This is a genomic window from Shewanella benthica KT99, from assembly GCF_000172075.1.
Classification (GTDB): domain Bacteria; phylum Pseudomonadota; class Gammaproteobacteria; order Enterobacterales; family Shewanellaceae; genus Shewanella; species Shewanella benthica_A.
Genome location: NZ_ABIC01000001.1, coordinates 167,385 through 180,903 on the forward strand (window position 1 = coordinate 167,385; position 13,519 = coordinate 180,903).

Genomic DNA, 13,519 nt, shown 5'->3' on the forward strand with positions numbered 1-13,519 from the left:
CCGCTGGAGTTGGAATGGCGGAAACTGATTCAATTGCAATGAAAACTGGCGAAGTCGACTTGGTAAAGCATGAACTGTTTGCTCATAAGTGGATATTATTCTCCCTGAGCTTGTTATCTCTGCTGAGTCTGATGTTTGCCGCGAGTTTTGGCGCCGCAAATATCACATTTATGGACACCTTAGATGTGGTCTTGCATAAGACGTTCGGGATTGGCGACGTTGCTAGCATCACCCAGCGCATAGTGATGGAACTGAGGTTCCCTCGAGTCATATTGGCATTTATTGCCGGAGCGGGTCTCTCTATCGCAGGTAGTGTGCTGCAAACTGTGACGCGTAATCCATTGGCAGATCCTTATCTATTCGGTATCTCTTCCGGAGCATCTTTCGGTGCTGTGATTGTGTTGACACTTTTTACCGGCTCTGGACTTTTTGCTAGTTCAAATCTGTTCGAACAGTTTAGCTGGATGACATTACCCTTAGGTGCCTTTATGGGGGCCGGTTTGTCGGTTGCTATGGTGCTGGCTCTGTGTGGCCGGCATATGAGTAGCCAGATAGAGCGGATGTTGCTCTCAGGTGTGGCGATATCATTTATGTTCGGTGCGCTTACCAGCTTGTTACTCTATTTCTCCGACCCTCAGGCGGCTGCATCTGTGCTGTTTTGGAGTATGGGAAGCTTCTCGAAAGCCAGCTGGAGCGGATTGATCGCGCCTGTTATTATTGTCACTGGCTGTACAGGTATCATCTTACTGTTTAAGAGGCAGATAATGGCCATGAGAGCCGGTGATGAAACGGCCCATACATTAGGCATAAACGTGAGTCGATTGCGGTTGCAGATGTTGCTGCTCTGCTCCATCATCACCGCGATTCTGGTTGCCAATTGTGGCGGTATAGGTTTTATCGGCTTAATGGTGCCTCATACCGTGAGAATCTTGTTTCCCGGTCAGTTTCCACTCATCACCACGGCCTTAGTCGGTGGACTGTTTATGGTGTGGATCGATGTCTTAGCGCGGACCATGCTGAGCTATCAAGAATTGCCCGTAGGCATAATCACAGCTGTGATAGGCAGCATCTTCTTTTTAGGAATTCTTAGTCGTAGGAAGTAATAACTCTCCATGTAGGAGCTGCTTTTACTTTTATAAAATAATAAATCACGAAAATAAACAGGGTGTCGATAATGTTTGATATTAGTCCGGTGAGTCATGAGTTCGATGAAGAGATTCAGCATAAGATCGACAATAAGACCAAACCATTAGGTGCTCTGGGTGAGCTGGAAAATCTTGCCATGCAACTGGCGCGAGTGCTAGGCAAGGATAAGCCTGAAATTATCAAGCCTAAACTGCTGATATTTGCCGCTGATCACGGCATAGCAGCATCAGGGGTGTCGATAGCGCCCAGCGATGTGACGACTCAGATGGTGATGAACTTCATCAAAGGTGGCGCCGCAATCAATGTATTCTGTCGCCAAGTTGGCTTCGAGTTAGAAGTTATCGATTGCGGAATTCTGCAACCACTCGAAGGTGTCGAAGGTATTATCGAACAGAGATTAGGTGCGGGAACAAAGCCAATACACCAGCAGGCTGCGATGACCTTAGGTGCGGTTAAACAAGGCTTCGAGATGGCACGTAATCGAATCGAATATCATCACCAGCAAGGGACAAATTTAATCGCCTTAGGTGAGATGGGGATAGGCAATACCTCATCGGCGGCGGCAATCATGGCCAGCATCATGAATATAAAGGGGTCCGAATGTGTCGGTCGCGGCACGGGTATAGATGCTGCGACTCTGAAGAGAAAGCAGCTCCTGGTCGAGCAAGCCCTGCATCTTCATCAGCCTGAATTGACCAGCCCGATGAATATTCTGGCTTGTTTAGGTGGCTTTGAGATAGTGCAGATGACAGGCGCTATGTTAGCCGCCGCGGAAAGAAAAATGTTAGTCGTGGTCGATGGCTTCATCGCTACAGCTGCTGCTATGGTTGCGGTGCAGATCAATGAAAATGTGCGTGACTATATGATTTTCGGCCATCAATCCGATGAGCGGGGGCACTGCTTGATGATGGAGTACCTTCAGGCCAGGCCTTTATTGACATTAAGCATGAGGTTGGGTGAAGGAACCGGTGCAGCATTGGCGTTACCTATAATCCAGGCCGCAGCGGGTTTCTACAATGAGATGGCCAGCTTCAGCGATGCAGGAATAGAGATTTAAAGGATTATTTATGGACGTATTACGCAGAGAACTGACGCTGTTTTTTATCGCTATGGGCTTCTTTACCCGTATCCCTATGCCGGCTTGGGTTAAAATTGATGCCGATAATCTCAATAAGGCCAACAGGTATTTTGGTTTGGTTGGGATACTCGTCGGTGCGATCTCGGCTCTGGTCTATGAGATCAGCCTGTTTGTTCTGCCCACATCTATCAGCATAATATTGGCCATGATCGCGGGTGTGGCAGTGACAGGGGCCCTTCATGAAGATGGTTTGGCCGATACCGCCGATGGTTTTGGTGGCGGTTGGACGGTTGCCGATAAACTGAAAATAATGAAAGACTCTCGCATCGGTACCTATGGCGCGGTAACTCTGTTGTTGTCTATGATATTAAAGTACATGTTGTTGTTAGAACTGGCGCTATATGATCCTGAACTTGTCATTGTTGCGCTGATTTTGGGTCACTGCCTCAGCCGGGTGTTGGCCGCGAGTATTATCTTTACCGACACTTATGTCAGTGATGCTTATGCTAGCGCTACTAGTGTTAGTGAGGGTGTTAGTGATAGTGCCGGTGAAAGTAAAGAAAAGGGCAGTAAGAGTAAGCCATTGGCCGAAAGCCAAACCAGCAATGAACTTGCTATTTTGCTGCTCACGGGTGTTCTGGCTTTATGGCTTAGTGGTCTGGGGTCAGCCATACTGATAGTAGTCAGTTTATTCCTAGTTCGCTGGTTATTGGTGATTGTTTTTCGCAGACAGATAGGTGGTTATACCGGCGACACTTTAGGAGCAGCACAGCAAGTCTCTGAGCTGGTATTCTATATGCTCTTGTTAGCTAGCCTTGCATGATAGAAGTGGCTTTCGGTGATGTGTTAGCTAGCTGTTTAAGATCTATTATGAGAGCGAAGAGCATCTTAGGAGGTATAGCATGATACATCTGGTACTCGGTGGGGCCCGCAGCGGTAAGACGGGTTATGCCACCAATGCGGCAAAGGCACTTAGCAAAAATGGTTATCAGTGCGTCTATATTGCGACGGCTCAGGCCTTAGATGACGAGATGAATGACAGAATTACTCGTCATATAGCTGACCGAGAGGCTGATAGTCTGGACTGGATAAACGTCGAGACTCCGTTGAATCTGGTGGAAACCCTGAGTGAATATGCCAGGGAAAATAGGGTACTCGTGGTCGACTGCCTGACACTCTGGTTAACCAATCATTTGATGCTCGAAGACTCTCCTACTGTATTCACCGATTGCGATCGTAAGTGGAACGACGAAAAACAAGCTTTACTCTCGGCATTAACCGAATTACCCGGTGAGATCTATCTGGTCAGCAATGAAGTTGGCTGCGGCATTGTGCCCCTGGGTGAGATTAATCGCCGCTTCGTCGATGAGGCGGGTTGGCTGCATCAGGATATAGCGGCTATTGCTGATACAGTGACTAAAGTGACAGCGGGTTTACCCATGAGATTGAAAGGATAAATGCTAAGAAAGCTTAAGTAAGTGCTATGAAAGCTATAAGCTTTAAGAGAAAGATTGCAGGCTCAAGGATGTGCAATAAAGCGATATGTTTTAAGAGTAGGCGTGAAAGCTCTCGCCATTCGCCATTCCGGCATGCTTGTGGCCGGAATCCAATCTGTTAGCCAGTAGATTAAAATAAAGCAAACAAGGTTAGAGATTAAGAAGGCTTGTATCCTTTATGCCTCTCAGTATTTTTTCTAAAAACCTTAAAGCCTGTGGCTTCATACTTAATAAGAACAAGATGAACACTAATAACACGATCGATCCAAAGATGGGCTCAGCCCGTGTGCTTATGGTGCAGGGAACGACTTCCGATGCAGGTAAGAGCACCTTAGTCGCTGGCCTGTGTCGCTTATTTGCCCGCAAGGGCTGGCACGTGGCCCCGTTTAAACCACAGAATATGGCACTCAACAGTGCGGTAACGGCCGATGGTGGAGAGATTGGCCGTGCCCAGGCACTACAGGCAGTGGCCTGTGGTTTACCTCTGCACACAGATTTTAATCCCATCTTGCTTAAACCTAGCTCAGATACTGGTGCCCAGGTGATAGTTCAGGGCCATGCACTGGACCACATGGAGGCTAAGACCTTCTTCGGCCTGCATCGAGGTCAGGCTGATGGAAGTGGAGATGAATACCTGCCCGGTTATCGGGTCAAAGCCATGTCTGTCGTGTTGGATTCGTTTTCGCGTTTAACCCATGCCTATGAGCTGGTGATGGTAGAAGGGGCGGGCAGTCCGGCTGAGATCAACCTGCGCCAAGGTGATATCGCCAACATGGGGTTCGCCGAAGCGGTAGATTGTCCGGTGATCATCATTGCCGATATCGATAAAGGTGGCGTATTCGCCCATCTGGTGGGCACCTTAGCATTATTGTCTGAGTCAGAGCAGGCCAGAGTCAAAGGCTTCGTTATCAACCGTTTTCGCGGCGATATAGCCCTGCTGCAATCGGGGTTAGATTGGCTAGAAGCGTACACCAATAAGCCTGTTTTGGGTGTGCTGCCCTATCTGCACGATCTGCATCTGGACGCCGAGGATGCACTAACACCTGCACCGAATAAATCGACTCAGACCAGGCTCAAGGTCTTAGTACTCGTCTTCCCGCGGATCAGTAACCACACCGATTTCGACCCTCTGCGGCTAAACCCCCATGTTGAATTTAACTATGTATCCCTGCAGACTCAAGCCGAAAGTCAATCTGAGTTTGGTGTGTTACCACCAGCGGATCTCATCATATTACCCGGCAGTAAAAATGTCCGCGCCGATTTAGAATTCCTACGGCAGCAAGGTTGGGACATAGGCATCAAGAAGCATTTGAGATACGGCGGCAAGCTGCTGGGGATTTGTGGCGGCTATCAGATGCTTGGCCTACTTATCGATGACCCTAGCGGCGTCGAAGGCGAGCCCGGTGAGAGCGAAGGATTGGCGCTATTGTCTCTGGTCACTGAGCTAAAGCCCAAGAAAGTCCTACGCCAAGTGACAGGTAAGCTCTCGTTACTCGGTGAGCAGGCCGAGGTGAAAGGCTATGAGATCCATTGTGGCCAATCCCTGTTACTCAAAACTCAAGCCGAAGGTCAACTTCAGCCCCTGAGCTTATCGCCGATGGATTCAAGAGTTGAGGATGAGTCTGCTGCAGGCTCGTTCAGTGACGGTTTGCTCTCAGAAGATGGCCAAGTGTTGGGGACATACTTACACGGCCTGTTCGACTCAGCGGATGCCTGCGCGATATTACTGAAGTGGGCCGGTATGTCGGATGCCGATCCCGTCGACATAGATGCCATTCGTGATCAGCAGTTGAATCGATTTGCCGATCAGTTAGAGAAAGATTTAGATATGGAAAAATTAGAGCAGATCCTAGGGATTAGGAATTAGAACCTAGCAATGAAAATCTAAATATTAGGGCTATTTGCTACTCGATAGGAGCTGCTTTAGCTGCGTGTTACGAGTCATAAGCTGTAAGTTTTTAGCGGTAAGATAAGCGCTTAAAGCTTAGCGCTTTTTAGCTCCTGATTGAACTTATAGCTTACAACTTTCTTAGCTTTATCCTGAGCTTATAACTTATTAAACATACGAGAATACAATGACAGATAATAACCAAAACATGAACTCAACGGATGAAGAAAAACAGATGAGCCAGGAACAGAAAAAAGCCCAGCGTCATAAGCAGAGACAGCAAAAAGTCAAAGAGACTGTCGATGCCAAGATTGCCGCGGCTCAAGAAGAGAAGGGTATTCTCTTAGTGCTAACAGGCAATGGTAAAGGCAAGTCTACCTCGGGGTTTGGCACGATTGCGCGCAGTGTCGGCCACGGGAAAAAATCTGCGGTAGTGCAGTTTATCAAGGGCAATAGGGAATGCGGCGAGCGTACCTTACTCGAAGGCGCTGGGGTCGAATTTCATGTGATGGGCACCGGCTTTACCTGGGAAACCCAAGATAAAGAAAAGGATATTCAAGCAGCCGAGATCACCTGGGCTGCAGCCGAAGCATTGCTTAAAGATGAGACTGTAGAATGTCTTATGCTCGATGAGTTGACCTATATGGTGAGCTATCACTATCTCGAGGTCGACAGAGTCATAGAGGCATTGAAGAATCGTCCGCCAATGCAGCATGTGATCATTACCGGAAGGGCGTGTCACAGGGCGATCATCGAGCTGGCGGATACTGTGAGCGAGGTGCAATCCATTAAGCATGCGTTTGATAATGGAATTAAAGCCCAAGTTGGCTTCGACTACTAAATTTCTGCCTGCTTGAAATGATGACTGCATTGTCTTTGTTTTCCTACCCAATCACATAGAGCCTTCGGCGGCTTTGGGGTAGAAAGTGCGTATGCTCATGGGCTGGCTCTTTATGAAGGCTGGGGCTCGACGGCTTAGCCCTCATCCCAATCAGTTTGAAATTACATTTCTGCCTGCTAGCTTCTGTGGCGTTATTGTCTGCGCTTTCTTACCCTATTGCAGTTACAAAGAGTTCAGCTAATCACATAGAGCCTTCAGCTTATCTAATAAAGAGCCTTCAGCGTCTCTAATTAGCAGCCTTCAGCAGCTCTAATATAGAGCAGAGAGCGCGTATGCTCAGGGGGTGGTTGTTTAATGAACTGTTCATGAGTTTTATGGGAAATAATTATTTCGGAGTCTTACAGAAGATCTTGGGGATTGCTTAGATAAATCTAGGGCGATTTTTTGGATAAGTTTTAGAGTGAAACGGGATAAGTATTTGGATATTAAGATAAGTTTGGTACAGATGGAGAGACTCGAACTCTCACGCCCTTACGGGCACTAGCACCTGAAGCTAGCGTGTCTACCAATTCCACCACATCTGCATTGCTGCGAGCCAAGAAAATAGTTCATTAATCCACCTATTTTTCAACTGCTTGCAAGGCTGATAGTACTGCTCTATGTTATTGTTGTCAATCAATCTCAGAGTAATAGATCTTGCTCTGTCATTGGCTGAAATTGCTTTGGATATTTTTTAAAAGAGAAGGTAATGAAAACTATCAATAGAATCGTCTTATTACTGGCTGTTTGTCTGCCGGTATTTTCATCCATGGCGGCGCCCGCTAAACGAATCATTGCGCTATCGCCACACTCGGTGGAGATGTTGTATGCGATTGGCGCCGGAGGCTCGATACTCGCGACCACAGACTATGCTGACTTTCCCAAATCGGCCCTGGATATCCCTAGAATCGGTGGCTATCACGGCATACAGATAGAGAGAGTTATCGAGCTGGAACCTGACCTAGTGGTGGTCTGGGGCAGTGGCAATAAGGCAGAGGATCTGCAGCGTTTGAAGGATCTTGGATTTAATGTGTATAACAGTGATCCTAAGACCCTGGAAGCCGTTGCTGAGGAGCTGAAGGAGCTGGGAAAATTAACCGGTCATCAAGTCGAGGCAAACAAGGTCGCCGATGATTACCTTGCCGGGCTCGAGGCTCTGCGAAAAGATAATCTGGCCAAGCCTGAGGTGAAAGTCTTCTATCAGCTCTGGTCTACTCCCTTGATGACAGTGGCTAAGAATAGCTGGATCCAACAGATCATAGCTGTCTGTCATGGGGAAAACGTCTATCTCGATGCTGCCAATGATTATCCTCAGGTGAGCCTGGAGAGCGTACTGTTGAAGATGCCGGAGGTTATTCTGCAGAGTCAGGATGAAGGCAATGTCTTAGGCGTCGACTGGAGTGAGTGGCAGGAGATCCCAGCGGTTAACAATCAGCATATTTATCAGCTCAATGCCGATCTGTTACACAGAGCGGCGCCGCGGGCACTTCAAGGTGTGCAAGCCCTGTGCGATGCGTTGGATAAGGCGAGATAGCAACTTAAAGTTGTAAGTTTTAAGCCGTAAGTAAGAGCATCTTTGTACCTGCTTTTAGCTTAGTCTTGAATTAGTACTGTGAGCAGCTTTGTACTTATAGCTTACAACATTCTTTGCTCCAATCTTGAACTTAAAACTTAAAACTTAAAACTTAAAACTAAAAAAGGACTTTGTCCCCTATGACTACTTTACTTATTTGTTTGTTTATTGCCATGTTGTTGCCTTACCTGACTAAAGGACCTGTGGCCTGGGCCATGGCTAAGGCGGGTGGCTACGATAACGCCCATCCAAGAGCGCAACAGGCCAAGCTAACAGGCTTCGGTGCTCGCGCGGTGGCGGGGCATCAAAATGCTTTCGAGTCCTTGCTTATCTTTGGCTTGGCTGTGGTGACCGTGATTGCTACAGACAATGTTAATGACACTGTGGTGACTTTGGCTATAGTGCATGTGATGGCACGTGTCGCTTATCAGCTACTCTACCTTATCGATAAGGGGACCTTACGTTCTCTGGCCTGGTTTGTGGCCGTGTTCTGTTCCTTCGGCATCTTCTTCCAGGCGTTTTAATCATGCGCCGCTAACTATTGGCGGCGAAGACGGCATCCTGCTTACAGGTGATCGCCCACACATTCTCATATCCAAGTCTCAGTAACTGCTCCGCAGCCAGACATGCTCTGAACCCCGAGCCACAATGAATGAAGATGGCAAGTTTCTCGTCAGGATAGAGGCTGAGCATCTTCATCTCTAATACGCCACGGGGAATATGTACTGCACACTCGACGGCGTGTTGGGCACGCTCGGATGTCTCACGCACATCGATTAATACGCCATTTTTACTCTGGCACATTAAGGCGGCTTGTTGCGCCGTGATGGTATTCAATGGGGCTTTCACTTCGGCCATGATGTCGGCTATGGATCTCAACATAGATTTTCCTCTTCTGTTTGCTATGGTTTAACTGGATTAAGGCTTAGCCAAGGCGCGCTGGGCTTCAGTTTTCATACCCAGTTTTTTCATCGCAATAGCAACGGGGCAGAAACCGGTAAAGGCACTCTGAAATAGGTTAGCACCGACAAAGACGGTGAACCAGATAAAGTGTGGGCTCACCCAAGTGGTTAGTGCTAATGAGAGCAAAACCATCATGCCTGCAAAGGCCATAATTGTGCGTTCAATTGTCATAATATCTCCAGTAGCGGAGTGCTAGCCTCTGTGTCAGGGGAATAGCCACTCCTATTTTGAGTTTCATGGTTTAACGAATTTATTCTTCATCACGGCATAGTAGAGCACTGGGATCACCACCAGAGTTAACAGGGTGGAGATCATGATGCCGAATATTAAACTGATGGCCAGGCCATTAAAGATCGGGTCATCTATGATAAACAGGCCACCAATCATGGCTGCCAGGGCCGTGAGCATGATGGGTTTGGCTCGCACCGCACCCGAGTGGATCACCGCTTGTTCGAAAGGCACGCCGGCGGCAGTCTCTTTATTGATGAAGTCCACTAACAGGATCGAGTTTCTGACTATGATCCCGGCCAGCGCGATCATGCCGATCATGGATGGGGCGGTAAAATTAGCCCCTAGCAGGGCGTGTCCCGGCATGACGCCTATGATAGTGAGAGGTATGGGGGCCATGATGATCAAAGGCACAGTGTAAGATCTGAACTGGCCCACCACTAACAGGTAGATGGCTATCATGCCTACGGCATAGGCGATCCCCATGTCGCGGAAGGTCTCATAGGTTATCTTCCATTCGCCATCCCAGAGTACCGCTACGGAATCGAGTCCCGTGGGTTGCTTGATATAGTGTTGCTCGAATCCCAGACCGTCTTCTGCATCTATCTGAGCGGCCATGTCGAACATGCCGTAAAGGGGGCTATCATTGTCTCCGGCCATGTCGGCGACCACCATGATCATGGGGATCATATTCTTGTGGACGATGGGCGCGTCTATGACTCCCTTGTGGATTGTGACCAACTCTGACACCGGGATGCGGATGCCATCGGTTCCCGTTAGCTTGAGATTGAGAACCTGATCGAGATCCACCTTGGCTGACTCTTTCAGTTGCAAGCGGATCGGCACAGGTTTTTTCTGCTTTTCATCATGCAGGTAGCTCATGTCTCTGCCGCCAACGGAGGTGGCGATCAGGTCGACAATATTTTGATAGGGGACGCCTAGGATGCTGGCTCGGCTTCTGTCGATCTTCACCTGCCACTTCTGCTGCGCGGCCGGCAGGAATATATCGATATCGACGACGCCATCCGTCTGTTTAAACAAGGTAAGCAGTTCATTAGCGGCCCGTTCTCGAATCGCCTCACTGGGGCCATAAACTTCGGCCACTATGGGTGACCATACCGGTGGCCCGGGCGGCACTTCAACCACCTTGATGTTGGCATGGTAGCGCTTGCCAATCTCTTGCAGAGGCCCGCGCACCGACTGAGCGATAGTGTGGCTATCACGCTCTCGGTGTTTTTTGTCCAGCAGGTTGACCTGAATATCGCCCAGCTCCTGACTCTCCCTGAGGAAGTAATGTCTAACCAGTCCATTGAAGTTCATCGGCGCATTCGTGCCAGCATAGAGCTGATAGTTATCGACTTCATCTACTGTGGCCAGATAGCGCCCCAAGTCCTGCAACACACGTTGGGTCTGCTCGACTGGCGTGCCTTCGGGCATATCGACCATCACCTGAAACTCAGACTTATTATCCAGAGGCAACATCTTAAGGATCACCAACTGGTTAATAGGCAGAGCGACCGCGACGCCTATTAGAACAAAGATGCCTGCCGCGAGTCCGAATCTGGCCTTCCTCGCTCCCTTGCCCAACACGAAGGGGCCGATAAGGCGGGTGAATAACCTGAACATAAGGCCAGTGCTTTCTTGATTGCCATTGCCCTGTCCGTCAGCAGTCGTGCGTTTATGTTGCAGGAGTTTACGACTGAGCCAAGGGGTGACGGTGAAGGCGATGGCCAGGGAAATCAACATGCCCATGCTGGCATTGATGGGGATAGGCGCCATATAGGGGCCCATAAGGCCGGAGACGAAGGCCATCGGCAGCAGGGCGGCGATAACGGTGAAGGTCGCCAATATGGTGGGGCTTCCCACCTCATCGACGGCCTCTGGGATAAGCTCAGTCAGGCTTTTCTTGCCCATGGCCATATGACGATGAATATTCTCCACCACGACTATGGCGTCATCTACCAGGATGCCGATGGAGAAAATTAGCGCGAACAGTGAGATACGATTGAGCGTGAAGCCCCAGGCCCAGGAGGCGAACAAGGTGATGGCTAAGGTGATGATGATGGCTGCGCCGACCACCATAGCCTCGCGGGCGCCCATGGTCAGCAGCACTAAGATAACCACGGCGGCGGTGGCAAATATTAACTTGAATATTAAGGTATTGGCCTTGTCTCCGGCGGTCTCACCATAGTTGCGCGTTACTGTGATCTCGACATTGTCCGGCAGCAGAATATTCTTCACCTTATCGACTCGCTGGAGGATCTGCTCGGCGACATCGACGGCATTCTCGCCCACCTGCTTACCTATGGCGATAGTGACCGCTGGGTATATACCTGACTTGTCGCCATGCCAGGCGCTCTTGCTGGGGATATCGGCCTTGAGTGACAGCTCGGCGATATCGGCCAGATACACGGGAACACTCTGAGCGGAATTGTTTTTATAGACAGAGACGACCAGCTGTTTCACATCGTCTAAGCTACGTAGAAATTGGCCCGCCTGCACTTTAATCTCCTGATTCCCCTGAACCAGAGAGGCTTGCATGGATATTTGATTATTGCTCGATAAGGCCTGTTCTATGGCATCGAAGCTCAGGCCGTAGTAGTTCATTTTTACCGGATCGATACGCACATTGAGCACCAGTTCATGGGAACCCAGTGTATATATCTCGCGAGTGCCGGGAATGCGCTTGAGCTCGGTTTCCAGTCTGTGGGCCACATGAGTCAGATCTTCCGCCGACACCTGAGTGTCTTTCGACCACAAGGTTAAGCTCACGATAGGCACATCATCTATCCCTCTGGGTTTGATCATGGGCTTGGTGCCCGAAGGAAGCTTATCCAGGTTGGAGTAGATCTGATTGTAGAGTTTTACTATGGCCTCGTTCTTGGGTATTCCCACGTCGAAGATGGCGATGATCAAGGCGCCATCGGGTTGTGAAAAGGAGTAGAGAGTGTCTATGCCTTTGATCTGAGAAATAACTTGCTCTGCCGGCAGGGTGATCAGACTCTCTACTTCTGCCGGTGTGGCGCCGGGAAAGGGAATATAGACATCGGCAAAGGTGACGTCTATCTGAGGCTCCTCCTCCTTTGGGGTGACGAGTATGGCGAACAGTCCCAATAACAGGCCGAGTATGGCCAGTAGAGGTGTGATGGCGTTAAGCTGAAATGCAGCGGCTATCTTGCCGGATATACCGAGATTTTTCGAGGAACCCGGCTCAGATGGAATGTGTGAACTGCTCATCCTGTTGCGCTCCCCTTATTTGCTGGCTTGTTGTTCGAGTAACACCCGATAGGCGTCCAGGGCGATAATATCACCATCATCCAGACCGGATAGGATCTCTACTCGGTGCTTAGCGGATGTGCCGATGCGTACCTGATTAAGCACGAAACCTTGTCCCAGTCTGCGATACACGGCGCTCAGCTCGCCACGCTCGATCAGTGCCGACTTGGGGACCGTGATACGTTTAATGACCCCGGAACTGAACCTGGCTTTGGCCCACATCCCCGGCATCAGGTTCGGCTCGTTCTCGGGAAGTGCGATGCGCACCTGATAGCTATGACTGAGGGGATCGGCGAAGGAGAAGATGGTGAGCTCATCTGAGCTGTACTCACGACCATCTTTGAGGCTGATGTTAAACTTAGGCTGACGTTTTAACGCATCTATATATCTTTGCGGCACATGAGTGATGGCGCGCATCTGGTTCAGTGAGAAACCCGACAGCAGAGGTTGACCCGGACTGACGGTTTCCCCTAGCTCCACATGTCTCTGGGTGACTATGCCTGAGAAGGGCGCGGCAACCGTGGTATAGGTGAGTGATTCATTGGCACGTATGATATTGGCTTTGGCTGCCGAGACTTCTTGCTCGGCGGATGTTGCCCGGGCAATGGCCTCATCCATCATGCCTTGAGAGATGGCGCCTTGGGGGAACAGTGCTGCATAACGATTCTTCGTCTGCTGCGCCTCTGTGTTCAATGCCACTGCTATGGCTAGTCCGGCTTCGGCGCTGGCAAGCTCAGCCCCCTGTTCCTTGCTGGTGATTTCGAGTAAAGGAGTGCCCTTAGACACAATATCGTTCACATCATAGTTGAGCCTGAGTATTCGCCCCGAGGTTTGTGCCGATACTGTCGCTGCCTTCACCGCCTCCAGTGTGGCATCGAGTTCGATCCACTTGGTTTGTTCTGTATTGGATACCCGAATCGTCTCTATGGATTCTGATCCAGATATTGCGGCTAGGACCGGGGCACTGACGCCCAGGAAGAGCAGGGGAAGC

At 49.6% G+C, this 13,519-nt stretch carries 12 protein-coding genes and 1 tRNA gene; 8 read left to right on the forward strand and 5 right to left on the reverse strand.

Translation table 11 applies throughout. The features are described from left to right. The first annotated feature begins 38 nt into the window (after positions 1-38). The 6 genes from KT99_RS00675 to cobO all read left to right on the forward strand — a co-directional run bounded on the left by KT99_RS00675 (position 39) and on the right by cobO (position 6,449). A complete protein-coding gene (locus KT99_RS00675; RefSeq protein ID WP_050774292.1) occupies positions 39-1,103 on the forward strand; it encodes a FecCD family ABC transporter permease in 1,065 nt (354 codons plus the stop codon). Between the two features lie 53 nt (positions 1,104-1,156). Further along, positions 1,157-2,203, forward strand: coding sequence for a nicotinate-nucleotide--dimethylbenzimidazole phosphoribosyltransferase (cobT, locus tag KT99_RS00680; protein ID WP_040571418.1), 1,047 nt, complete (start codon positions 1,157-1,159; stop codon positions 2,201-2,203). Positions 2,204-2,213: 10 nt separating this feature from the next. Then, positions 2,214-3,047 carry an adenosylcobinamide-GDP ribazoletransferase gene (gene cobS / locus KT99_RS00685; protein WP_005495929.1) on the forward strand — a complete coding sequence of 278 codons (834 nt, stop codon included), beginning with the start codon at positions 2,214-2,216 and terminating at the stop codon, positions 3,045-3,047. Positions 3,048-3,126: 79 nt separating this feature from the next. Further along, positions 3,127-3,681: a bifunctional adenosylcobinamide kinase/adenosylcobinamide-phosphate guanylyltransferase gene (cobU, locus tag KT99_RS00690; protein WP_005495932.1), complete on the forward strand. Its 555-nt coding sequence runs from the start codon at positions 3,127-3,129 to the stop codon at positions 3,679-3,681. A gap of 280 nt (positions 3,682-3,961) precedes the next feature. Further along, the gene (locus KT99_RS00695; protein WP_050774293.1) at positions 3,962-5,587 is read left to right on the forward strand and encodes a cobyric acid synthase; all 1,626 of its coding nucleotides are present in this window, start codon (positions 3,962-3,964) and stop codon (positions 5,585-5,587) included. A 208-nt stretch (positions 5,588-5,795) separates the two neighbouring features. After that, positions 5,796-6,449 (forward strand): cob(I)yrinic acid a,c-diamide adenosyltransferase, encoded by a 654-nt coding sequence (gene cobO / locus KT99_RS00700; RefSeq protein WP_005495935.1) that lies wholly within the window; start codon positions 5,796-5,798, stop codon positions 6,447-6,449. Positions 6,450-6,946: 497 nt separating this feature from the next. On the opposite strand, the gene KT99_RS00705 is transcribed toward cobO, so the two are convergent. Continuing rightward, a tRNA-Leu gene (locus KT99_RS00705) sits at positions 6,947-7,033 on the reverse strand. A gap of 164 nt (positions 7,034-7,197) precedes the next feature. Here KT99_RS00705 and KT99_RS00710 point away from each other — a divergent pair. Both KT99_RS00710 and KT99_RS00715 read left to right on the forward strand, forming a co-directional pair. Continuing rightward, entirely contained in the window at positions 7,198-8,022 is an 825-nt protein-coding gene (locus tag KT99_RS00710) for a cobalamin-binding protein (protein ID WP_040571419.1), read from the forward strand. A gap of 179 nt (positions 8,023-8,201) precedes the next feature. Next, complete coding sequence (locus tag KT99_RS00715; RefSeq protein ID WP_005495941.1) at positions 8,202-8,585, forward strand: MAPEG family protein; 384 nt, start codon at positions 8,202-8,204, stop codon at positions 8,583-8,585. A gap of 10 nt (positions 8,586-8,595) precedes the next feature. Here the strand turns inward: KT99_RS00715 and KT99_RS00720 are convergent, their stop codons facing one another. The 4 genes from KT99_RS00720 to KT99_RS00735 form a co-directional block, all read right to left on the reverse strand. Further along, positions 8,596-8,943: a rhodanese-like domain-containing protein gene (locus tag KT99_RS00720; protein WP_005495943.1), complete on the reverse strand. Its 348-nt coding sequence runs from the start codon at positions 8,941-8,943 to the stop codon at positions 8,596-8,598. 36 nt (positions 8,944-8,979) lie between these two features. After that, entirely contained in the window at positions 8,980-9,195 is a 216-nt protein-coding gene (locus tag KT99_RS00725; RefSeq protein WP_040571420.1) for a YgaP family membrane protein, read from the reverse strand. 63 nt (positions 9,196-9,258) lie between these two features. After that, on the reverse strand, positions 9,259-12,489 hold the full coding sequence (locus KT99_RS00730; protein WP_005495946.1) for an efflux RND transporter permease subunit: 3,231 nt from the start codon (positions 12,487-12,489) through the stop codon (positions 9,259-9,261). Positions 12,490-12,504: 15 nt separating this feature from the next. Next, positions 12,505-13,512 carry an efflux RND transporter periplasmic adaptor subunit gene (locus KT99_RS00735; protein WP_040571447.1) on the reverse strand — a complete coding sequence of 336 codons (1,008 nt, stop codon included), beginning with the start codon at positions 13,510-13,512 and terminating at the stop codon, positions 12,505-12,507. Positions 13,513-13,519: the final 7 nt, after the last annotated feature.

What these genes read in the sequence shown, in the direction of transcription:
- KT99_RS00675 (WP_050774292.1), top strand. Translation starts at nt 39, where the DNA reads ATGAAAACTGGCGAAGTCGACTTGGTAAAGCATGAACTGTTTGCTCAT.
- cobS (WP_005495929.1), top strand. Translation starts at nt 2,214, where the DNA reads ATGGACGTATTACGCAGAGAACTGACGCTGTTTTTTATCGCTATGGGC.
- cobU (WP_005495932.1), top strand. Translation starts at nt 3,127, where the DNA reads ATGATACATCTGGTACTCGGTGGGGCCCGCAGCGGTAAGACGGGTTAT.
- KT99_RS00695 (WP_050774293.1), top strand. Translation starts at nt 3,962, where the DNA reads ATGAACACTAATAACACGATCGATCCAAAGATGGGCTCAGCCCGTGTG.
- cobO (WP_005495935.1), top strand. Translation starts at nt 5,796, where the DNA reads ATGACAGATAATAACCAAAACATGAACTCAACGGATGAAGAAAAACAG.
- KT99_RS00710 (WP_040571419.1), top strand. Translation starts at nt 7,198, where the DNA reads ATGAAAACTATCAATAGAATCGTCTTATTACTGGCTGTTTGTCTGCCG.
- KT99_RS00715 (WP_005495941.1), top strand. Translation starts at nt 8,202, where the DNA reads ATGACTACTTTACTTATTTGTTTGTTTATTGCCATGTTGTTGCCTTAC.
- KT99_RS00720 (WP_005495943.1), bottom strand. Translation starts at nt 8,943, where the DNA reads ATGTTGAGATCCATAGCCGACATCATGGCCGAAGTGAAAGCCCCATTG.
- KT99_RS00725 (WP_040571420.1), bottom strand. Translation starts at nt 9,195, where the DNA reads ATGACAATTGAACGCACAATTATGGCCTTTGCAGGCATGATGGTTTTG.
- KT99_RS00730 (WP_005495946.1), bottom strand. Translation starts at nt 12,489, where the DNA reads ATGAGCAGTTCACACATTCCATCTGAGCCGGGTTCCTCGAAAAATCTC.